Below are 20007 nucleotides of genomic sequence, written 5' to 3'. Positions count from 1 at the left end.
CCTTGACCGGCTCCACGGAGGAAAAAGGAGAAATCCGATGAAGCAATTCCACTGCGGGTCGCTCGTTCCCGGCTGTGACTGGCACACCCGTGCCGACGAGGAAGCCGAAGTGATGCGCCGTGCCGTCGAGCATATGCGCGAGACGCATGGCGAGACTGTTATCCGCGAAACGATGATCGAGGCGATCCGCTCGCGCATCGAAAAAGTCCGCGACGCAGCCTGACTTGAAGCATTCCCCGAGGAATCGCTGCTAGAGCAATTCCAGGAAAATGTGAGCGGTTTTCCCGGGACAAGCGCGTAGCGCTTGCCCTTGGGAATTGCGTCAAAACAAGGGGTTAGAGCGGTTCGCCGTTTCCGTGAAACGGTAAAGTGCTCTAATATCCTATCCGGCGTTCAGGGCTTGCGCGGCGCGTTCGAGCAGCGCGCCGCGATCCGGTGCAAATCCGGCGTCGATCCATTCCGCCTCGAGGTTCTTGAGGATTTCGCCCAGCTTCGGTCCAGGGGTCGCGCCGAGCGCCGTCAGATCGGCGCCTTTCAGCGGAAACACCGGCTTTTCCCATCTGAGCGCGAAGGCCAGCAGGCGCGAAAAGCCGCCGGCCTCCAGCAGCGCGTCATTGTTCTCGACAGCGCGCACCCGCGCCGCCGCAAGCGACAGCCGCAGGCGATCGACAAACCCTTTGCGGTCGCCGCGATAGAGCCGCTTGGCCAGTTCGCCCTCGGTGATCTTCGGTTCGACGGCGGTGGTGAGTGCCCAATAGCGCAGGCGGTGTGCTTCATCAGTCGAAAACCGAAGCCGCTCGGCAAGCGTTTGCATGCGCGCGGCATCCGGCGGCACGATCGCCTCCAGCCGCAGCAGCGGATCCGCCGCCCAGCCGAGATCCTTTTCGGCCTTGGTCAGCCCATGGATGGCATCGATGCCCCATTTCTCGCTTTCCGGCAGCGCGGTGGTCAGCACACTTGCCTGCCGCATCCACAGCAGCGCCCGCGACGGGTCAGGTGCCGACAAGAGCTTCTTCAGCTCGGACCAGACGCGCTCCGCCGAAAGCTGGACCAAACCCTCCTTCAGCCGGGCGCAGGCCTTCAGCCCTTCGGCGTCCGGCCGGCCCTCGCCATACCAGGCGAAAAAGCGGAAGAAACGCAGGATGCGCAGATAATCCTCACGGATGCGCGCCTCCGGATCACCGATGAAGCGAAGAAGGCGCGCCTCGATGTCGGCGATGCCGCCGACCAGGTCGACGACCGAGCCATCGGCATCGGCATAGAGCGCGTTTATGGTGAAGTCGCGCCGCTCTGCGTCCAGCTTCCAGTCGCGTCCGAACGACACCTTGGCGCGGCGGCCGTCGGTCTCTACATCGGCGCGCAAGGTGGTGACTTCATAGGGCTTGCCGCCGGCGACGACGGTGATCGTACCGTGCTCGATGCCGGTTGGCACCGGCTTGAAACCTTCCGCCCCGGCGCGGCGGATGGTTTCCTCGGGCAAACAGGTGGTGGCGATGTCGACGTCGGCGACCGGTTGGCCCATCAGCGTGTTGCGCACGGCGCCACCGGCGACACGCGCCTCCTCGCCGCCTTCAGCCAGGGCGGCAAGCAGGCGCTGCAAATGCTTGTCGGTGAGCCAGTCGGCCCTGCCCGCGATCGAAACACTCACGCATAAAGCCTTTCATAGAGCGTACGGATGATGCCGGCGGTGACGCCCCAGATGCGCCGGTCGCCATAGGGCATGTCGTAGAAGAACCATTCGAGATCGTTCCACATGCGGCTGTCGCGCTTGTGGTTCAACGGGTCCATCAGGAAGTGCAACGGCACTTCGAAGGCGGCATCGACCTCGTCGGCGTTCAAGGTCAGTTGGAAACCGGGCCGGACGATGCCGAGCACCGGCGCGATCCTGTAGCCGCTGCCGGCGACATAGTCCGGCATGCGGCCGATGATCTCGATGCGGTCCCGGCCAAGCCCGATCTCCTCGAAGGTCTCGCGCAGCGCCGCCGCTTCCGGGCTTGCGTCGGTCGGGTCGATGGTGCCGCCGGGAAAGGCCACCTGTCCCGAATGGCTGCGCAGCTTTTCGGCCCGTTTGGTCAGGAGAACCGTGGCCTCACCATCATGATCGACCACCGGGATCAGCACCGCCGCATTGCGCAGCGCCTTGCCCTGGTTGAGGCGCGGATGGCCAGGATTGAAGCGATGGTCGCCATAGTCGTCACCGGCATGCGCTTGCGGCTGCGCGGCAAAGCGCGCGCGGAAATCCGCCGATGAAAACGGCGCCGGTGACACCTGGTCCATCATGCGCTCAGCCGCTTCAGCTGGCCAGCCGGCATGATTGGAAACACGGCGCCCTTCGAGCGGACCGCGAACATGGTCTCGCCGCCGACCTCGATCTCCTCGCCATGCCCGACCAGTTCGTACATGACAGGCCGCGCCACCAGCGCTTCCAGCCGGCCGCGTACCAGCACATAGGGCTTCAGGCCGCCGGTCTCGTTCTCGTCGACGAAGCGCAGCGGCCGCTCCGGTCCGGCCTCGACCACGTCGCCGACATTGGTGCGGAAGGTGATGACCTGTTCCTCGCCGCTGCCCGAAACATCCAGTTCGACGGCGATGAACGGCGCGTCGGCCACGCGGATGCCGACTTTTTCCACCGGCGTCACCAGATAGGTCCTGCCGTCCGCGTCCTTGCGCAGCACCGAGGAGAAAAGCTGCACCAGCGGCATGCGGCCGATCGGCGTTCCCAGGTAGAACCAGGTCCCGTCGGCCTTGATCTCCATGTCGAGATCGCCGCAAAAGTCGGGATTCCAGCGTTCGACGGGGGCCGCGCCCTTGCCGGCCCGCGCCGCGCGCGAGATCAGCGCCTCCAGGCCGCGTGCCTCGGTTGCCTGCGTAAGGCTTTGTTGGCGATGTTCGTCGTGTTCCGTCATCGTCACGAAATAGTCACTGTTGTTCCGCTTGTCAGCCTAAGTCTGTGATTTAAGTTCGACCATAGGCGCTACGCGAGGCCGAATCGCGGCAACCTATGATATGGTGCGGGCCGGTATTTCCAACCAAAGGGATCGATACGACATGAGCGTGATGGTCAAGGAAAGCCCGATCAGCGAAACGGACATGATCGCTGAGGCCGAGAAGGCGCTGGCTGACATTTCCAGGATCCGCGACGGGGTCGGCCGGGTGATCTTCGGCCAGGAGAACGTCGTCGAGCGCACTCTGGTGGCGCTGCTGGCCGGCGGCCACGCGCTGCTGGTCGGTGTGCCGGGCCTTGCCAAGACCAAGCTGGTCGAGACGCTGGGCGTCGTGCTCGGCCTCGATTCGCGCCGCATCCAGTTCACGCCCGACCTGATGCCATCGGACATTCTCGGCTCCGAGGTGATGGAGCAGGACGAGACCGGCAAGCGCTCCTTCCGCTTCATCTCAGGGCCGATCTTCGCCCAGTTGCTGATGGCCGACGAGATCAACCGCGCCTCGCCACGCACGCAGTCGGCACTGCTGCAGGCCATGCAGGAATATCACGTCACCATCGCCGGCGCCCGCTACGATCTGCCCGCGCCCTTTCACGTGCTGGCGACGCAGAATCCGCTGGAGCAGGAAGGCACCTATCCGCTGCCCGAAGCCCAGCTCGACCGCTTCCTGATGCAGGTCGACATCCTCTATCCCGAAATCGAGGCCGAACGCCGCATCCTCCTGGAAACCACCGGCATCGAGGACGCGAAGGCCCAGAACGTGCTGCAGCCGGCACGGCTGAAGGAGATCCAGACGCTGATCCGCCGCATGCCGGTGCCCGAAAGCGTCGTCGAGGCGATCCTTACCCTGGTGCGCTCGGCGCGTCCGGGCCAGGGCAATGCCGAGACCGACAAGCATGTCGCCTGGGGCCCCGGCCCGCGCGCCAGCCAGGCACTGATGTTGTGCACGCGCGCCCGCGCGCTCTACGATGGGCGGCTGGCGCCTTCGATCGACGATGTGCGAGCCCTGGCCGAGCCGGTGCTGCAGCATCGTATGGCACTGACCTTCGCCGCCCGCGCCGAGGGCACCAGCGTGCGCGATGTCGTGGCGAAGCTTGTGAAAGGGATTTGATGACGCGTATCGGCGAGGTCCAGGCTCCGGCAGCGACGCGCGACGCGCTCGCCCGTGGCCGGTTGCGGGCTTCGCTTGTGCCCGACCTGCTGGTCGAGGCGCGCCGCATCGTCAACACCGTGATCGCCGGCTGGCATGGCCGCCGCAAGCGCGGCATCGGCGAGAATTTCTGGCAGTTCCGGCCCTATGTCGAGGGCGATTCCTCGCGCATCGACTGGCGCCGCTCGGCGCGCGACGACCACACCTATGTGCGCGACCGCGAATGGGAAGCCGCCCATACGGTGTGGCTGTGGGCAGATCCCTCGCCGTCCATGCTCTACAAGTCGACCGGTGCCAGCGTTTCCAAGCAGTCGCGCGCGTTGGTGCTGGCGCTGGCCATGGCCGAGTTGTTGTCGCGCAGCGGCGAGCGCATCGCCTGGCCGGGACTGACCGATCCATTCACGGCCCGCAACGGCGCCGAGCGCATAGCCGCCCAGTTGATGCATGCCGGTGACCTGCCGGCCAAGCCTGATCTGTCGGACATCAGGCGGTTCTGCGACATCGTCATCGCCAGCGACTTCCTGGATCCGGTCGAAGAGACGATGGAATGGCTCGACGTGCTTGCCCGCCACGGCGTGCGCGCGCATCTGATCGAGGTCGCCGACCCGGCCGAGGAAACCTTCCCCTATGCCGGCCGCACCGAGTTCACCGATCCCGAGACCGGCGAAAAACTGACCGCCGGGCGTGCCGAAATGCTCGGCGACGAGTATCGCCTGCTCTACACCGCCCGCCGCGCGGAATTGGCCGGCTGGTGCAAGCGGCTCGGCTGGAGTTTCACCGTCAACCACACCGATCGGCTGGCGTCCGACGCACTGGTGCGCCTGCACATGGCGATGACCGCCGATGGCTCCTTTACCGGGCTGAACGCAGGCAGTGGTCAGCCGGGGAAGGCTGTCGCATGAGTTGGCTGCCGCTCTCCTTTGGCGCTCCGATGGTGCTGTGGGGCCTGCTGGCATTGCCGGTGATATGGTGGCTGCTCAGGCTGACGCCGCCCAAGCCGCAGAGCGAGATCTTCCCGCCGCTGAAGATCCTGGCGCGGGTGCTGAAGCGCGAGGAGACGCCGCAGCAGAGCCCATGGTGGCTGACGTTGCTCAGGCTGCTGATGGCCGCGCTCATCGTCGCGGCATTGGCCGAACCGGTCTTCAACCCGCGCGAGAAGTTGCCGGCCGAGGGTGCAGCCCTTGCGCTGGTCATCGACAATGACTGGGCCAGTGCCGCCGACTGGAACAAGCGCGTCGCCACCGCCGAACGGCTGATCGCCGACGCCGGCTCGAACGGTGTGCCGGTCATCATCGCCTTCACCGCCGAAAAGGCCAATGCGGAGATCGGCCCCTTCGATGCCGCCGCCGCACTCGACCGCCTGCGCGCCGCCAAGCCGCGGCCAATCCCGACCGATCGGCCCGCCGTCTATGCCCGCGTCGCCGGCGTTCTGGAGGGCCTGCCCGGCGCCAGCGTCGCCGTGCTCGCCGACGGCCTGGCGGCCAAGGGCGACGAGGCCGCCTTCAACACGCTGTTGTCGAAAAATGCCGCCCGCATCGTCTGGGCAACCGCCGACCGGCTTTCGCTGACCGGCCTGACCGCCGCCGACAACCAGGTCGACGGCTTTGCCCTCACCGCCATCCGCGCCCCGGGCGACCCGGCCCCCGCGCAGGTCACCGCCGGCGCCTTCGACGACAAGGGCCGCCGCATCGCCGATGCGACGCTGACCTTCGCGCCCGGCGAAGCCACCGCCACCGGCACCATGGCCGTGCCTTTCGAGCTGCGCAATGATTTCGCCTCGATCGCGCTCGACGGCGAGCGCCAGGCGGGTGCGGTGCGCGTGCTCGACGAAAGCTCCAAGCGCCGCCGTGTCGGGCTGCTGTCGCAGGCCGAGGCAGACCAGGCGCAGCCGCTTCTGTCGCCGCTCTACTACATCAGGCGCGCGCTGCAGCCTTTCGCCGACCTGGTCGAACCCTCCAGTGCCGATCTCGCCGACGCCATTCCGCAGATCCTCGACCAGAAGCCGGCGATGATCATCATGGCCGACATCGGCACCATTCCCGCACAGGTCCGGCAAAGGCTGGTCGACTGGGTCGACAATGGCGGCACGCTCGTGCGTTTCGCCGGCTCGCGGCTGGCGGCCGCCGGCAATGATGACGATTTGCTGCCGGTTCGCCTGCGCATCGGCGAGCGTTCGCTCGGCGGCGCGCTGTCATGGACGTCGCCGCAGCCGGTCACCGAATTCCCCAAGGCCGGCCCCTTCGCCGATCTGGCGCCGCCCACCGAGGTCACCGTGAGCAGGCAGGTGCTGGCCGAGCCGACACCCGACATCGTCGAGCGCACCTGGGCGGCGCTCGCCGATGGCACACCGCTGGTCACCGGGCTGAAGAAAGGTAAGGGCACGCTGGTGCTGTTCCACGTCACGCCCGAGGCGACATGGTCGAACCTGCCGATCTCGGGCAGCTTCGTCGAGATGCTGCGCCGCATCGTCCAGCTGTCGCGCAACCAGGGCGCGGCGATCGCCAATGCCGAAGCCGCCGCCACCTCGCTGGCCCCCTACCGCATGATCGCGGCCGACGGCTCGCTGGTGCCGCCGACGCCGGATGCGCGGCCGCTGGTGCCGGGAGCCGGCCCGCTGCCGGTGACCTTCGAGAACCCGCCCGGCCTCTATGGTTCCGAGACCGGCGTCTTCGCCCACAATCTGCTTGATGCCGCAACCACGTTCGAGCCATTGGCGCGCCCGCAAGTCGCCGTTCCGGTCACCACGATCCAGTATGCTTTCGACGAATCCCGCAACCTGAAAGGCGCACTGGTCGCCGCCGCACTGGTGCTGATGCTGCTCGACACGCTGGCGGTATTCTGGATGGGCGGCCTGTTTTCACGCCGGCCGCGCCGTGCCGGTGCCGTTGCCACCACCGCGGCAGTCCTGATTGCCCTTGGCACGCTGTTCGGCCATGTCGATTACGCCCGCGCCGACGATGCCAAGCCGGGCGACGAGGCAGCGATCGCGGCGATCTCGAAGACCCGCATCGCCTATGTGCTGACTGGCGTGCCGGGCGTCGATTCGATCAGCCGCGCCGGGCTCGAGGGCCTGACGCGCTTCCTGATCGAGAAGACCGCGCTCGAACCGGGCGCGCCGGCCGGCGTCGATATTTCGAAGGACGAGCTATCCTTCTATCCGCTGATCTACTGGCCGATCGATCCGGCGGCACCGATGCCGAGCCAGGCCGCGATCGCCCGCATCGATGCCTATATGCAGCAAGGTGGCACGGTGCTGTTCGACACGCGCGACCAGTTCGCCAACGGCATCGGCGCCGATTCCACCAGCCCGGCGACCGAGCGGCTGCGCGACATCCTCGGCAACCTCAACGTGCCGCCGCTGGAGCCGGTGCCGTCGGACCACGTGCTGACCAAGTCCTTCTTCATCCTGCCCGAATTTCCCGGCCGCTTCGCCGGCAGCCCGCTCTGGGTCGAGGCATCGCTCGACGCCAGCAACGCCGATAACCGGCCGGTGCGCACCGGCGACGGCGTCTCGCCGATCATGATCACCGCCAATGATTTCGCCGGCGCCTGGGCGGTCGACGAGAACGGCGACCCTCTGCTGCCGACCGTGCCGGCCGATCCGATGCAGCGCATCTACGCGCTGCGCGCCGGCGTCAACATCATGATGTACATGCTGACCGGCAACTACAAATCCGACCAGGTGCATGTGCCCATATTGCTCGAACGATTGGGGCAATAGCGGATGAACTGGTCCATCTCCCTCGAACCGCTGATCTCCTGGCTGCTGCTCGCCTTGGTGCTGGTGCCTCTGGCACTGCTTGCGCTCGTCGGCCTGTGGTTTCGCCAGCGCGGCGGCGTCCTGCGCTTCGTCGCCCTGCTGGCGCTTGCTGCCGCTTTGTTCAACCCGGTGTTCCTCAATGAGGAGCGCGAGCCGCTGAAGAGCGTCGTTGCGCTGATCGTCGACCGCAGCCAGAGCCAGGACATCGGCGACCGCACCAGGCAGACCGATGAGGCGCTGGCCGGGCTGCAGCAGCGTCTTGGCCGCTTCAAGCAGTTCGACGTCCGCGTCGTCGAGGCCGGCAAGTCCGATGCCGCCGAGGAGCGCACCGAAACCCGGCTGTTCGGCGCGCTGGAAGGCGCCTTCCGCGACGTGCCGCCCTCGCGCATCGGCGGCGCCATCATGATCACCGATGGCGAGGTGCATGACGCGCCGTCAGGCACGCCCGATTTCAACGCCCCGCTGCACGCGCTGATCACCGGCAACGACCACGAAAAGGACCGCCGCATCCGCTTCGAGAACGCACCGCGCTTCGGCCTTGTCGGCAAGCCGCTCGACATGACCTACCGCGTCATCTCGACGGAAAACGAGGCCGGCCCGGTCGATGTGCGCGTTTCCGTCAATGGCGAGCAGGTCGCCGTCGAGCATGCCACTGTCGGCCAGACCATGCCGCTCCAGGTGACCATTCCGGGCGCCGGCCGCAACATCATCGAACTCGCCATCGACCGCGAACCGGGCGAACTCACCGACACCAACAACCGCGCCATCGCGCTGGTCGACGGCATCCGCGAGAATTTGCGCGTGCTGCTGGTTTCCGGCGAGCCGCATGCCGGCGAGCGCACCTGGCGCAACCTGTTGAAATCCGACGCCTCGGTCGATCTCGTCCACTTCACCATTCTGCGGCCGCCGGAGAAGCAGGACGGCACGCCGATCAACGAATTGTCGCTGATCGCCTTCCCGACCCGCGAGCTGTTTGTCGAGAAGATCAAGGATTTCGACCTCATCATCTTCGACCGCTACCAACACCGCGACGTGCTGCCGATCCTCTATTACGACTACATCTCCGAATATGTCGAAAAGGGCGGCGCCCTGTTGATCGCCGCCGGCCCCGAATATGCCGGCGAGGCTTCGATCGCGCGCACCCCGCTGATGTCGGCCCTGCCCGCCATGCCGACCGGCGAGGTGGTCGAAAAAGCGTTCTATCCGCGCCTGACCGACCTTGGCCAGCGTCATCCGGTGACGCGCGGCCTCGACGGTTCGGCCACCGAGCCGCCGCATTGGAGCCGCTGGTTCCGCACCATCGGCGTACAGAATCCGCAAGGCGAAGTGGTGATGAAGGGCGCCGACAACCGGCCCCTGCTCCTGCTCGACCGCAAGGGCGAAGGCCGCGTCGGCATGCTGTTGTCCGACCAGGGCTGGCTGTGGGCGCGCGGCTTCGAGGGCGGCGGCCCGCATGTCCAGCTCTACCGGCGCATCGCCCACTGGCTGATGAAGGAACCCGAGCTCGAGGAAGAGCGGCTGACCGCCGAGGGACGCGGCATGGTGCTGGAGATCCGCCGCCAGACGATGGCCGACGATCCCGGCCCCGCGCAGATCATCACGCCCTCCGGCAAGACCGTGACCGTCAAGCTCGACAAATCCGAGCCCGGTGTCTTCCTTGGCAGCGTCCAGACCAATGAGATTGGCCTGTTCCAGGTCGCCAATGGCGATCTCACCGCGCTTGCCCATGTCGGACCGGTCAACGCCCCGGAATTCGCTGACGTCATCTCCACCGAGGACCGGCTGAAGGCGCCGGCTGAAGCCACTGGCGGCAGCGTGCGCCGGCTGGCCTCGTCCACGGCCCCCGGCGACGGCGTGACCCTACCTTCCATCGTGCCGGTGCGCTCGGCCGGCGATGCCTCCGGCAGCGACTGGATCGGCCTGCGCACCACCGACGATAGCGTCCTGAAGGCCGTCTCGCGCGTGCCCCTGTTCGGCGGCTTCCTCGGCCTCGGCCTGCTGCTCCTGGCGATGGGCTCGATGTGGTACCGCGAGGGACGGTAGCGGCGCCTTTTTCCTTCTCCCCTTGTGGGGTGAGCAGCCGGTTCGCGAAGCGAATTCATCGTGCCAGTGGCACGATGAAAGGCCGGCGAACGCCGGGACGCTGCGAAGCAGCGGGGACCCGGCAGGTGGATCGGCCACCACCTGGCCCTTCGCAGGCTCAGGGCGTTCGAAACTCGAAAAGCCAAGCAATTGGCTTTTCGTCCGCTGCGCGGACCGCTTCTCACCCCACAAGGGGAGAAGGGAAGAACCCCTCCTCCTCACTCTTCCGGCTCCGTCGTGAACATCAGGGGATAGCCCTTGGCCTTGCCTGCATCGGTGGCCCGCGTCGCCTTGGTCTCGGCGACATCCTTGGTAAACACCGCGACCACGCAGACACCGCGCCGGTGCGCGGTGATCATGATTCGGTGCGCCTGGTCTTCGCTGAGCTTGAATTCGCCCTTCAGCACCGTCACCACGAATTCGCGCGGTGTGAAATCGTCATTGATGAGGATGACCTTGTAGAGCTTTGGCCGTTCGGTTTGCGGCTTGACCTGGACGCGCGGTTTTGTGGTGATCTCTGGCATCGGAACCGACAGTCTCGCGATCTGGCTTCGCCGCGTATTTTGCCACGGGCGGCAGCGATCGTCCATTTTGATTGGCGTGCGGGACCGCCGGCGGGCGGGCCCGGTCATTCACAATCATGTGGGAGATTGTCGGCCGCGGTTCAACGGCCCTGGCGGCCGAAGACGCGGCGGTTTGCGCCGGCGTCCGCCCGGCGTTCCATCCAGGCCGCGATCGGCCATCCGGCGACGCAGACCAGCGTCACGGTAAGAAGCACGATCAGCAGCCACGCCTGGACAGGTGTGATGTAGTCCCAGTTGCTGGAGATTATCGGCGCGAACAGCGAGGGCTCGGTGCGGCCACTGGCAGGATCGGGCACGGGGCTCGCGGTGAGCAGAATCAGCGCCCTGGCGACACCGGTGGCAACCAGGCCGCCAATCACCATTGAACGCAAAATGGACGAAAGCCGCTTCTTCATGCGGATTGTCCTACACGGCCGGCGTTGAAAACGGGTTAAGTCAGATCGAGATTGCTGGCCGTGGGCCGCCGGTGCTCAGCCGCTCGATCGGGTACCTGGCAGAAGGCCGCCCCAGCCAGTGCGGCTGGAGCGGCCTTGATAGGAAAGTGTCGTCGGACCCGGATCAGGCCTTCGGAGCAGCCTTGTCCTTGGCCTTCTTCACGGTCTTCTTGGCAGGAGCCTTCTTGTGCTTGACCTTCTTGACGACCTTCTTCACCGGGGGCTTGGCGGTGGCGTCAGCAGCCGGAGCGGTGGTGGTCGTCGTGGTCGAGGCAGCCGGAGCAGCGGTCGTGGTGGCAGCGGCGTTGCCGAGAGCGGGCATCGCGAAAGCCAGGGCAACGGCGAGACCGGTGGCGGACAGGATGGACTTTTTCATGGCTTCATTTCCTTTTTATGCGGGTCGATTCTGAGTGTCACTGGACCGGGTCGTTCGGTGCCACTCCAAGCAGCTTCAAAGCATTGGCGAGCATCCGGATGCCCTGTGCCTGTTTCTTGGCGGCGCAGTACCGGTTGCCCTTTCTCTGAAGTGCCTTTGCCGCGGTGACCTGCGTTGCCGTGGCGTGGGTTTCGAGGGCTTCATCAAATTGGTGGCTGAGATTGGCGCACCGTTCGCTCCGGGTGAGCGGCGCCTTTGCGTCCGATTGTCCAACAGCGGCAGTGACCAGGCCAAGACCCAGCAACGCACCCAACAAACTGATCGACAACCTTGGCATCGGTTTTTCCGTAAACCCGGAGATTAGCGTCGCAGCCGATAACCTGACCGCCACGGCACCGTTATGCCGCCTTACCTTTTCAGGAGTTTTTCCCGATTGTAGAATTTTGTTTCTGGATTGTGTCTGCCGGGACCCCACCGCTTTCCATGTGGAGAAGGCGGAATTCGTTCTCCCTTGAAATCCAAGGCACTGGCCAACATATGGCCCGAATTCTATCGTGTGGCTCACCTGCCAGGAATGGCTTGGCCGGCAACCGGGACAGGGTACCTCGTGAAATCCGACGCACACATACTGATCGTCGACGACGACAAGGGCATCCGCGACCTGCTTCAGGAGTTCTTCCAGAAGCGGGGCCTGCACACTTCGGTTGCCGCCGACGGCACCGAGATGGAGACCATCCTGCGCCGCTCGCAGGTGGACCTCATCGTGCTCGACGTGATGCTGCCCGGCAAGAGCGGGCTGGAATTGTGTCGCGACCTGCGCGCCCAGTACACGACGCCGATCATCATGCTGACCGCCGTCACCGAGACCACCGACCGCGTGGTCGGCCTGGAGATGGGCGCCGACGACTATGTGCCCAAGCCCTTCGATCCGCGCGAACTCCTGGCCCGGATCCGTGCCGTGCTGCGGCGTAATGGCGCCGCCGAGCCGAAACGCGCCGCGACCAAGCAGATCTATCGTTTCGCCGGCTGGACGATGGACTGTTCGCGGCGACGGCTGACCGCGCCCGACGATGTCAGGGTCGAGCTGACCATGGCCGAATTCAACCTGCTGCAGACCTTCGTCAAGAGCGCCCAGCGCGTGCTGACCCGCGACCAGCTCATCGAGCTGTCCGGTGGCGACAGCGACTATTCCTTCGACCGCAGCATCGACATCCTCGTCAGCCGGCTGCGGCGCAAGATGGAAGATGACCCCAAAACGCCCAAGCTGATCCTGACGGTGCGCAGCGGCGGCTACCAGTTCCTGCCCGAGACGACCTCCGAATGAGACGTCTCCTGCCGCGGACCTTGCCTGCCTGGGTGCTGCTTATTGTCATTGCCGGCCTTCTGATCAGTCAGGTTGCGACCCTCTATATCGTGTCGCGCGACCGCGCCGCCGCCAACGACGTGGTCGACCTCTACCGCCTCAACGACCGCGCCTTCTCGCTTGTGCAGCTGATGAGCGGCGCCACGCCCGAGGAGCGCAAGGCGACCGCGGCAGGCCTGTTCAACTCGACTTACGCCCTTACCGTCTCGGACACGCCCGCCGTCACCTCCTCGATCGCCGGCGACGACGAACTGGCCGAACTGGAGGACATCCTCGTTGGCCGGCTGTCGAAGTTCGGCGTCACCGACGCGCGCGTGCGGCGGGACCCGGCGACGCGCGAGGCCGACGACGCCAGCGGCACCGCATCCGGCCCCGATATCGGCCAGGTGGAGCGCGACCTTCTGGTGCTCGCCGCCGATTTCGCCCAGAGCGACAAGCTGACGGCCTCCTTGCGCTTCGCCGACGGCCAGTGGCTGAACTTCACCGAGCCGATCACGCCGATTGGCCCGATCCTGAGCTTCGACAGCCTGCCGCTCTATGCGCTGATCGCCGGGCTGGTGGTGATCATGTCGATCTGGTCGCTGCGCCGGCTGACGGCGCCCTACCGGATGATGGAAACCGCCGTGAACAGGATCGGCAAGGACCTGAAGAGCCCGCCGATCGCCGAAAGCGGGAGCCGCGAGGTTCAGGCTGCCGCGAGAGCAATCAACGCCATGCAGGCCAGGCTGCGCGAATATGTCGAGGACCGCGAGCATCTTGCCGCCGCACTGGCGCACGACCTGCGCACGCCGATGACGCGCATGCGGCTGCGGCTGGAATTGCTGCGCAAATCGGCGGTTCGCGAGGCGCTGGCGCACGATCTTGCCGATGTCGAGAGCATCGCCAGTTCGGTGATCGACTTCGCCACCTTCGAGGTGAACGAGGAAAAGCCCGAGCGCATCGACTTCTGGTCGCTCGTGGAATCGATCGCCGACCCCTATCCGGAGGTCTCGTTCGACAATGACGACACCCGTTCGCGCGGCCTGATCTGTATCGCGCGCCCTGTGGCGCTCAGGCGCTGCGTCACCAATCTGGTGCAGAATGCCGTCACCTACGGCAAGAAGGCGCATCTCAGCCTGCACCGCTCGGACGGCACGATCACGCTGACCATCCGCGACGAAGGACCGGGGATACCGCAGGCCCAGATCGATGCCGTGTTCGGCTCCTTCGTGCGCCTCGAACAGTCCCGCAACCGCCAGACCGGCGGCCTCGGGCTGGGCCTCACCATCGCCCGCAACATCGCGCGCGCCGCCGGCGGCGAGATCCGCCTGTCCAATCATCCGGACGGCGGATTGCTGACGGAGCTGCGCCTGCCGCTGGCGGCCTGACGCGGGATTGCGTCAAACAGGAGATTGCGAGGCGCCTACCGACGCAGCACCGCGCTCAGCACATCCCTGATACCAATGGCGCCGACGAAGCGCGATTGGTCGTCGAACAGCGCTACCGGTGCGGTCTGCGAGCGGTGCATGGCCAGCATCACGGTTTTCAGCGACGTGCCGGGGGTGGCCCAGAAGACTTGCGCCGCTTCCTCCGACTGGGTCTCGACATCGGCGCAAGATACCCACACCGCCGGCTTGCCGTCGCGCTCGGCCGCCGCCACCAGCCCGTGCTCGTCGATCTTGAAGCGCGTCGTCTTGCGCCGGTCGAGCCACACCCAGCCGTCCTTGCCTTCTTCGAGGTCGCGGCGGTCGCGCATCACGTTCCAGGCGGTAAGCACCGAGAGCGGGTTCACATTGGCGATGAAGTCGCGGACATAGTCGTTGGCGGGCCGCAGCACGATGTCCTCCGGCGCGCCTGTCTGGACGATACGCCCGCCCTCCATGATGGTGATGTGGCTGCCGATCTTCAGCGCCTCCTCGAGGTCATGGCTGACGAAGATGATGGTCTTCTTCAACTCGGCCTGCAGCTGCAGCAATTCGTCCTGCAGCTTGGTGCGGATCAGCGGGTCGAGCGCCGAGAACGGCTCGTCCATCAGCAGGATCGGCGCCTCGGTGGCGAAGGCGCGGGCGAGACCGACGCGCTGCTGCATGCCGCCCGACAGTTCATGCGCGTATTTCTTCGACCACTGGTCGAGATTGACCAGCTTGAGCTGCTTGTGCACGCGTTCCTTGCGCTCGGCTTCCGGCACGCCGGCAAGTTCGAGGCCAAGCCCGACATTTTCCTCGACCGTGCGCCATGGCAGCAGGCCGAACTGCTGGAAGACCATCGCCACCTGCTTCTGGCGTAGGCGCCGCAAGGTCGGCTCGTCGCAGGTGACCACGTCGACAATCTTGTCGCCGTCCTTGACTAGAACCTGGCCGCGCGACACCACGTTGAGCCGGTTGACGGCCCTGAGCAGCGTCGACTTGCCGGAGCCCGACAGGCCCATCAGCACCGAGATTTCGCCCTCATGCACCGTCAGGCTGGCGTCGGCGCAGCCCAGCACATTGCCGGTCTTTTCGAGGATTTCGGCGCGCGTGGCGCCCTTGTCGATCATCGCCAGCGAACCGGCCTGGTCGGCGCCGAAGACGATATCGACGTTCTTGAAATCGACGGCGACGGTCATTTCTTGCCTCCAACGCCAATGCGGGTCATTCGGTCGAGCACGATGGCGAGCACGACGATCGCCAGGCCCGCTTCAAGCCCGAGGTCGATGCGACGCGAGCCGAGCGCGCGGTTGATTTCGGTGCCCAGGCCGCCGGCGCCGATCAGGGCCGCGAACACCACCATCGACAGCGACAGCATGATCGACTGCGTCAATCCCGCCATGATGGTGGGCAGCGCCGAGGGCAGTTCCACCTTCCACAGAAGCTGCCTTTTGGTCGCGCCGAACGCCTCGCCGGCCTCGATGATCGACTTCGGCACCGAGACGACGCCCAGATGCGTGAGCCGGACCGCGGTCGGGATGACGAAGATGATGGTGACGATGAGGCCGGGCGCGTTACCGAGACCGAACAGGGTCAACACCGGGATCAGGTAGACGAAGGTCGGCAGCGTCTGCATCAGATCGAGCACCGGCAGCATGACGCGGTAGACCTTTGGCTTGTGCGCCGCCCAGATGCCGAGCGGCACGCCGATGGCCATGGCCATGGCGGCGGCGGCGACGACCAGCACCAGCGTCTGCACCGTCTGCTTCCACAGGTTCTGGTTGATGATGAAGATCAGGCCAAGGAAGACGCCGATGGCGAGCGGCCGCGAGCGCTGCAGCAGCCAGGCGATGACGGCGATGACCAGCGCCAGCAGCACCGGCGGCACCATCAGCAGGAGGTCGACCAGCCCGTCGAGGATGAAATTCAGGCCGTTGGAAAAGGCTCTGAAGATGGTGTCGAAATTGTCGGTCAGGAAACCGAAAAAGGACTTTCCCCAGGCCCCGATCGGGATCTTGTGATCGACCATGAATTTGGAAATCGGATCCATCTCACCCCTCTTCCACCGGAGCTCTGCTTTCGGCCCCGTGCTGTCGCAACGTCATCTTGTCACAGGATGTGAAAAAGGGCAGCCCTTTGTTAAACGGCTGCCCATCTTCATCCGGTCATGCCGGATGCAAAGTCGGCTCAGCTTCCGAGGGCGGTCTTGATCGCCGCTGCCGCATCACCGCCGTCGAAGGTGGTCACGCCGGCGATCCAGGGCGCAATCGCGTCGGGATTCTTCTTCAGCCAGTCGGTGGCGACCGTCTGGGCGTCGCCGCCCTTGAGGATCGCGTCCATCATCTGGCCTTCCATGTCCAGATTGAACTTGAGGTTGGCGATGAACTTGCCGGCATTCGGGCATTCGGTGGTGTAGCCCTTGCGCACATTGGTGAACACGGTGGCGGCGCCGAAGCCGCTGTCGCCCATGCCGTCGAGATAGGTGATCTTCATGGCGCCCATCACCGGATGCGGCGTCCAGCCGAGGAAGGCGATCCACTCATTGTTCTTCATCGACTGCTCGGCCTGGGTCAGCATGCCGGCCTCCGAGGATTCGACCAGTTCGAAGCCGTCGAGGTTGTCCTTCGGGTTCTTGATCATGTCGAGGATGATGCGGTTGCCGTCATTGCCGGCCTCGATGCCGTAAATCTTGCCGTTGAACTTGTCCTTGAACTTGCCAAGGTCGGTCAGCGACTTGACGCCGGCGTCCGCGACATAGGTCGGCACGACGATGCCGTAGCCGGCACCGGTCAGGTTCGTGCTGATGGTCTCGACCGAACCATCGGCGGTGTAGTCCTTGATGTCGTTGGTCATCGACGGCATCCAGTTGCCGAGGAAGACGTCGAGGTCCTTGTTCTTGAGTGAAGCCATGGTCACCGGCACCGACAGCTGGATCACCTTCGGCTCGTAACCGAGCGCGGTGAGCAGCACCGAGGCAACCCCGGTGGTGGCCTGGATGTCGGTCCAGCCGACATCGGAAAGACGCACGGTCTTGCAGCTTTCGGCGTCACCGGCGAAGGCCGCGCTCGTGGACAACAGAGCCGCCAGCCCGAGGCCGGCGACGAAGGAATTCATACGCGACATAGACAGTCTCCCATTGTGATTCTTTGGCGAAGCGTAGTTACGGTTTCTCTGCCCGCCTTGTTTCGTCAGCCAAACACCATTCTGTTTTGGATTCAAGCGCCAAGGCAATCACGATCAACGGCGCGGACTGGCCAATCAGCGACACGGTTGACGCTTTTATCGTGCCAAGTGTTTTTTTAAGAGGCTTGGCATCTTTTTCGAAAGCGAGCCGGCTTTTTCAGGGGAATGCCGCGGCGGCCCCTCCCCGCACCGAGGCAACTCGGCTTAAAAGAGCGGCATGGCCAAACTCTACTTCAACTACGCAACGATGAATGCGGGCAAGACGACGATGTTGCTGCAGGCATCGTACAATTATCGCGAGCGCGGCATGACCACGATGCTGTTCGTCGCCGGCCACTACCGCAAGGGCGACAGTGGCCTGATCTCGTCGCGCATCGGGCTGGAGACGGAAGCCGAGATGTTTCGCGATGGCGACGACCTGTTCGCCCGCGTCGCCGAGCATCACGACCACACGACGGTGCATTGCGTCTTCGTCGACGAGGCGCAGTTCCTCGAGGAAGAGCAGGTCTGGCAATTGGCCCGCATAGCCGACCGGCTGAACATTCCGGTGATGTGCTACGGCCTGCGCACCGATTTCCAGGGCAAGCTGTTCTCTGGCTCGCGTGCGCTGCTGGCGATCGCCGACGACCTGCGCGAGGTGCGCACCATCTGCCGCTGCGGCCGCAAGGCGACGATGGTCGTGCGTCTCGGCGCCGACGGCAAGGTTGCGCGCCAGGGCGACCAGGTGGCGATCGGCAAGGACGTCTATGTCTCGCTCTGCCGCCGCCATTGGGAGGAAGAAATGGGACGCGCCGCGCCCGACGATTTCATCGGCTTCATGGAACCCTGAACACGCTTCCCTGTGATCCGCGTCAGGCCGCCGAGACACGCCGTCGCGGAAACCGCCAGCCCAACCGGACACCGAGCGTCGCCACTGCGATCAGTACCATGCCGGCGGCCTGTGCCGGCCCAAGCGGATGCCCGTAGATCGCCCAGTCGATGATGATGGCAACGACCGGATAGATGAAGGTGATGATGCCTATCACCGGCGTCGTCAGGCGCGGAAACGCCGAATTCATCAGCACATAGGCAATACCGGTGTGCAGCACGCCAATGCTGACCAGCCAGCCCCATGAATGCGCGGGAACATGCTGGCCGATCCCGGCGAAGGGCGCTAGCATGACAATTCCGACGATCGTCTGGCAAAGCACGGTGACCTCTGCGCGCTGCTGGCCCAGACCCTTGGCCAGGATCGTCGCCACCGCATAGAGCAGCGCGGCGACCAGCGTCAGTGCGATGCCCAGCGCCCATGCCGTGCTGGCTTGCGCATGGGAAACCACCAGCCCGCTGGCCAGCACGACGCCAAGGAACGCGCCGAGCATCCACAGCATCTGGTCGAGCGAGATACGCTCCTTCAGGAAGACCACCCCGATGATGACCACGAAGAAGGGTTGGACGTGATAGACGATCGTCGTCGTGGCGATCGACGTCATGGCGAAGCCGGCGAAGAAGGCCGTCCAGCTCAGCACCATGCAGGCCCCGGCAAGCGCTGCCAGCGCGAGGCGGGACAAGGACAGGGTGCGGTCCGGCAGATAGCCACGCAGAAGGCACCAAGCGCCGAGGAACGCGGCGCCGAACACGCATCGCCAGAAGACGACGGTGACGGGATGCAATCCCGATTCAGTGACGAAGGCGCCGACCGTGCCGGCGATCGTCATCGCAAAGGCGAGACTCGCGGCCGGAAAACGGGAAGCTGACAGGTCCTTCATCGACGTTTCCTCAAGCGCGCGAGCCCCATCTGGCCAGCAATACAGCTTTCAAACAAGCGAATAGATTTGGAGCAACCTATTCGATATGCTGATAGCACCATGGCCGCTCCGCTTGACCTCAACCTGTTGAAAACCTTTGTCGCCGTCGTCGAGAGCGGCAGCTTGTCCAATGCGGCACCGCGTGTTGGCCGCAGCCAGTCAGCCGTCAGCATGCAGATGCAGCGGCTGGAGGAGATGGTCGGCAACCAGCTTCTGGTGCGCGGTCCGCGAACCGTCACGCCCAACGCGATCGGCGAGGATTTCGTGATCTATGCGCGCCGGCTGCTGAAATTGTCGGATGAGGCATGGGCGAGCGTCACCCGGCCAAAGGAGACAGGCAGCGTGCGCCTTGGCGTGCCGGACGACTATGCCGCGTTCCTGCTGCCACCCGTCCTGTCACGCTTCGCCGAGGATCACCCGCTGGTGACGGTGGAACTGATCTGCGAACAGTCGACCGCACTGGTGAAAACCCTGGCGGAAGGGCGGCTCGATCTGGCGATTGTCACCCGGCTGCCGGAGCAGCCGCTTGACGTGATCCGGCTGGAACGCTTCGTCTGGGTCGCCTCGCCCAACCACGTCGCCTGGCAGACCGATCCCTTGCCCGTCGCTTTGTTCGAGCCGGGCTGCGCCGCCAGGATGAGTGTCCTGCAGGCGCTTGGCGACGCCGATCGCGCCTATCGTTGCACCTATTCCAGCGCCTCGCTGCTGGGCCTGGTCGCGGTCGTGCAGGCCGGCCTGGCGGTCGCCGGTTTGGCGCAGCGCAGCGTGCCGCCGTCGCTGCGCATCATCGGCGGCAATGAAGGGCTTCCAGTACTGCCGGATCTCGAAATCGGCATCCTGCGCAACCCGCTGTCGACGACGCCAGCGGTCGATCGGCTGCACGATTTCCTGCGCCGCGATCTGGCGCAGCAGGCCTGAGGTCATCATCCGGTTGTGGGAGATCGGCCGGAGGTCCGCCTTG

20 protein-coding genes are annotated in these 20007 nt (G+C 65.2%); 9 read left to right on the top strand and 11 right to left on the bottom strand.

Translation table 11 applies throughout. The features are described from left to right. The first annotated feature begins 37 nt into the window (after positions 1-37). Positions 38-223 (top strand): DUF1059 domain-containing protein, encoded by a 186-nt coding sequence (locus MesoLj_RS12020; RefSeq protein ID WP_056578017.1) that lies wholly within the window; start codon positions 38-40, stop codon positions 221-223. 159 nt (positions 224-382) lie between these two features. Here the strand turns inward: MesoLj_RS12020 and MesoLj_RS12015 are convergent, their stop codons facing one another. The 3 genes from MesoLj_RS12015 to MesoLj_RS12005 are packed head-to-tail and all read right to left on the bottom strand — an operon-like array spanning position 383 to position 2906. Further along, a complete protein-coding gene (locus tag MesoLj_RS12015) occupies positions 383-1648 on the bottom strand; it encodes a CCA tRNA nucleotidyltransferase (protein ID WP_202326113.1) in 1266 nt (421 codons plus the stop codon). Further along, a complete protein-coding gene (locus tag MesoLj_RS12010; RefSeq protein ID WP_202327257.1) occupies positions 1645-2277 on the bottom strand; it encodes a CoA pyrophosphatase in 633 nt (210 codons plus the stop codon). The genes MesoLj_RS12015 and MesoLj_RS12010 overlap by 4 nt, the downstream gene beginning before the upstream one ends. Then, the gene (locus MesoLj_RS12005) at positions 2277-2906 is read right to left on the bottom strand and encodes a DUF1285 domain-containing protein (protein ID WP_202327255.1); all 630 of its coding nucleotides are present in this window, start codon (positions 2904-2906) and stop codon (positions 2277-2279) included. The genes MesoLj_RS12010 and MesoLj_RS12005 overlap by 1 nt, the downstream gene beginning before the upstream one ends. Before the next feature lie 142 nt (positions 2907-3048). On the opposite strand from MesoLj_RS12005, the gene MesoLj_RS12000 reads away from it, so the two are divergent. From MesoLj_RS12000 to MesoLj_RS11985, 4 genes are read left to right on the top strand one after another with little or no spacing between them, the layout of a single operon-like run. Then, on the top strand, positions 3049-4053 hold the full coding sequence (locus MesoLj_RS12000; RefSeq protein ID WP_056578023.1) for an AAA family ATPase: 1005 nt from the start codon (positions 3049-3051) through the stop codon (positions 4051-4053). Then, positions 4053-4994 (top strand): DUF58 domain-containing protein, encoded by a 942-nt coding sequence (locus tag MesoLj_RS11995; protein ID WP_140771469.1) that lies wholly within the window; start codon positions 4053-4055, stop codon positions 4992-4994. Before MesoLj_RS12000 ends, MesoLj_RS11995 begins: the two co-directional genes overlap by 1 nt. After that, on the top strand, positions 4991-7813 hold the full coding sequence (locus MesoLj_RS11990; RefSeq protein WP_202326112.1) for a DUF4159 domain-containing protein: 2823 nt from the start codon (positions 4991-4993) through the stop codon (positions 7811-7813). Before MesoLj_RS11995 ends, MesoLj_RS11990 begins: the two co-directional genes overlap by 4 nt. A 3-nt stretch (positions 7814-7816) precedes the next feature. Then, positions 7817-9895 (top strand): hypothetical protein, encoded by a 2079-nt coding sequence (locus tag MesoLj_RS11985; RefSeq protein WP_202326111.1) that lies wholly within the window; start codon positions 7817-7819, stop codon positions 9893-9895. A 257-nt stretch (positions 9896-10152) separates the two neighbouring features. On the opposite strand, the gene clpS is transcribed toward MesoLj_RS11985, so the two are convergent. From clpS to MesoLj_RS11965, 4 genes are all read right to left on the bottom strand, one after another. Next, entirely contained in the window at positions 10153-10458 is a 306-nt protein-coding gene (clpS, locus tag MesoLj_RS11980; protein WP_140772751.1) for an ATP-dependent Clp protease adapter ClpS, read from the bottom strand. Between the two features lie 140 nt (positions 10459-10598). After that, on the bottom strand, positions 10599-10913 hold the full coding sequence (locus tag MesoLj_RS11975; RefSeq protein WP_202326110.1) for a hypothetical protein: 315 nt from the start codon (positions 10911-10913) through the stop codon (positions 10599-10601). 163 nt (positions 10914-11076) lie between these two features. After that, positions 11077-11328 carry a hypothetical protein gene (locus MesoLj_RS11970; RefSeq protein ID WP_140771475.1) on the bottom strand — a complete coding sequence of 84 codons (252 nt, stop codon included), beginning with the start codon at positions 11326-11328 and terminating at the stop codon, positions 11077-11079. Between the two features lie 37 nt (positions 11329-11365). Then, on the bottom strand, positions 11366-11665 hold the full coding sequence (locus MesoLj_RS11965) for a hypothetical protein (RefSeq protein ID WP_115142115.1): 300 nt from the start codon (positions 11663-11665) through the stop codon (positions 11366-11368). Between the two features lie 270 nt (positions 11666-11935). Between MesoLj_RS11965 and MesoLj_RS11960 the strand changes: the two genes are divergently transcribed. Continuing rightward, positions 11936-12652 carry a response regulator gene (locus MesoLj_RS11960; protein WP_202326109.1) on the top strand — a complete coding sequence of 239 codons (717 nt, stop codon included), beginning with the start codon at positions 11936-11938 and terminating at the stop codon, positions 12650-12652. Continuing rightward, the gene (locus tag MesoLj_RS11955) at positions 12649-14058 is read left to right on the top strand and encodes an ATP-binding protein (RefSeq protein WP_202326108.1); all 1410 of its coding nucleotides are present in this window, start codon (positions 12649-12651) and stop codon (positions 14056-14058) included. The genes MesoLj_RS11960 and MesoLj_RS11955 overlap by 4 nt, the downstream gene beginning before the upstream one ends. A gap of 35 nt (positions 14059-14093) precedes the next feature. On the opposite strand, the gene choV is transcribed toward MesoLj_RS11955, so the two are convergent. The 3 genes from choV to MesoLj_RS11940 form a co-directional block, all read right to left on the bottom strand. Then, complete coding sequence (gene choV, locus MesoLj_RS11950; protein ID WP_140771481.1) at positions 14094-15275, bottom strand: choline ABC transporter ATP-binding protein; 1182 nt, start codon at positions 15273-15275, stop codon at positions 14094-14096. After that, positions 15272-16126, bottom strand: coding sequence for a choline ABC transporter permease subunit (gene choW, locus MesoLj_RS11945; RefSeq protein ID WP_140771483.1), 855 nt, complete (start codon positions 16124-16126; stop codon positions 15272-15274). The genes choV and choW overlap by 4 nt, the downstream gene beginning before the upstream one ends. A 137-nt stretch (positions 16127-16263) precedes the next feature. Continuing rightward, on the bottom strand, positions 16264-17199 hold the full coding sequence (locus MesoLj_RS11940; RefSeq protein ID WP_140771485.1) for a choline ABC transporter substrate-binding protein: 936 nt from the start codon (positions 17197-17199) through the stop codon (positions 16264-16266). A gap of 277 nt (positions 17200-17476) precedes the next feature. Here MesoLj_RS11940 and MesoLj_RS11935 point away from each other — a divergent pair, with 277 nt between their 5' ends. Then, a complete protein-coding gene (locus MesoLj_RS11935; protein WP_140771487.1) occupies positions 17477-18088 on the top strand; it encodes a thymidine kinase in 612 nt (203 codons plus the stop codon). A 22-nt stretch (positions 18089-18110) separates the two neighbouring features. Here the strand turns inward: MesoLj_RS11935 and MesoLj_RS11930 are convergent, their stop codons facing one another. Beyond that, positions 18111-19007, bottom strand: a complete 897-nt coding sequence (locus MesoLj_RS11930; protein ID WP_202326107.1) for a DMT family transporter — start codon at positions 19005-19007, stop codon at positions 18111-18113. Between the two features lie 99 nt (positions 19008-19106). Between MesoLj_RS11930 and MesoLj_RS11925 the strand changes: the two genes are divergently transcribed. Then, positions 19107-19964 carry a LysR substrate-binding domain-containing protein gene (locus tag MesoLj_RS11925; RefSeq protein WP_202326106.1) on the top strand — a complete coding sequence of 286 codons (858 nt, stop codon included), beginning with the start codon at positions 19107-19109 and terminating at the stop codon, positions 19962-19964. The last annotated feature ends 43 nt before the right edge of the window (positions 19965-20007 follow it).

Source organism: Mesorhizobium sp. 113-3-9 (assembly GCF_016756515.1).
In the GTDB taxonomy this organism is placed as follows: domain Bacteria; phylum Pseudomonadota; class Alphaproteobacteria; order Rhizobiales; family Rhizobiaceae; genus Mesorhizobium.
Note: the sequence above shows the minus strand (reverse complement) of the source record. Positions and strands in the feature narration are given on the sequence as shown.

Excerpts from the sequence above, each read along its gene's own strand:
- MesoLj_RS12020 (WP_056578017.1), top strand. The coding sequence starts at position 38 with ATGAAGCAATTCCACTGCGGGTCGCTCGTTCCCGGCTGTGACTGGCAC.
- MesoLj_RS12010 (WP_202327257.1), bottom strand. The coding sequence starts at position 2,277 with ATGGACCAGGTGTCACCGGCGCCGTTTTCATCGGCGGATTTCCGCGCG.
- MesoLj_RS12005 (WP_202327255.1), bottom strand. The coding sequence starts at position 2,906 with ATGACGGAACACGACGAACATCGCCAACAAAGCCTTACGCAGGCAACC.
- MesoLj_RS12000 (WP_056578023.1), top strand. The coding sequence starts at position 3,049 with ATGAGCGTGATGGTCAAGGAAAGCCCGATCAGCGAAACGGACATGATC.
- MesoLj_RS11995 (WP_140771469.1), top strand. The coding sequence starts at position 4,053 with ATGACGCGTATCGGCGAGGTCCAGGCTCCGGCAGCGACGCGCGACGCG.
- MesoLj_RS11990 (WP_202326112.1), top strand. The coding sequence starts at position 4,991 with ATGAGTTGGCTGCCGCTCTCCTTTGGCGCTCCGATGGTGCTGTGGGGC.
- MesoLj_RS11985 (WP_202326111.1), top strand. The coding sequence starts at position 7,817 with ATGAACTGGTCCATCTCCCTCGAACCGCTGATCTCCTGGCTGCTGCTC.
- clpS (WP_140772751.1), bottom strand. The coding sequence starts at position 10,458 with ATGCCAGAGATCACCACAAAACCGCGCGTCCAGGTCAAGCCGCAAACC.
- MesoLj_RS11975 (WP_202326110.1), bottom strand. The coding sequence starts at position 10,913 with ATGAAGAAGCGGCTTTCGTCCATTTTGCGTTCAATGGTGATTGGCGGC.
- MesoLj_RS11970 (WP_140771475.1), bottom strand. The coding sequence starts at position 11,328 with ATGAAAAAGTCCATCCTGTCCGCCACCGGTCTCGCCGTTGCCCTGGCT.
- MesoLj_RS11965 (WP_115142115.1), bottom strand. The coding sequence starts at position 11,665 with ATGCCAAGGTTGTCGATCAGTTTGTTGGGTGCGTTGCTGGGTCTTGGC.
- MesoLj_RS11955 (WP_202326108.1), top strand. The coding sequence starts at position 12,649 with ATGAGACGTCTCCTGCCGCGGACCTTGCCTGCCTGGGTGCTGCTTATT.
- choV (WP_140771481.1), bottom strand. The coding sequence starts at position 15,275 with ATGACCGTCGCCGTCGATTTCAAGAACGTCGATATCGTCTTCGGCGCC.
- choW (WP_140771483.1), bottom strand. The coding sequence starts at position 16,126 with ATGGATCCGATTTCCAAATTCATGGTCGATCACAAGATCCCGATCGGG.
- MesoLj_RS11940 (WP_140771485.1), bottom strand. The coding sequence starts at position 17,199 with ATGTCGCGTATGAATTCCTTCGTCGCCGGCCTCGGGCTGGCGGCTCTG.
- MesoLj_RS11935 (WP_140771487.1), top strand. The coding sequence starts at position 17,477 with ATGGCCAAACTCTACTTCAACTACGCAACGATGAATGCGGGCAAGACG.
- MesoLj_RS11930 (WP_202326107.1), bottom strand. The coding sequence starts at position 19,007 with ATGAAGGACCTGTCAGCTTCCCGTTTTCCGGCCGCGAGTCTCGCCTTT.
- MesoLj_RS11925 (WP_202326106.1), top strand. The coding sequence starts at position 19,107 with ATGGCCGCTCCGCTTGACCTCAACCTGTTGAAAACCTTTGTCGCCGTC.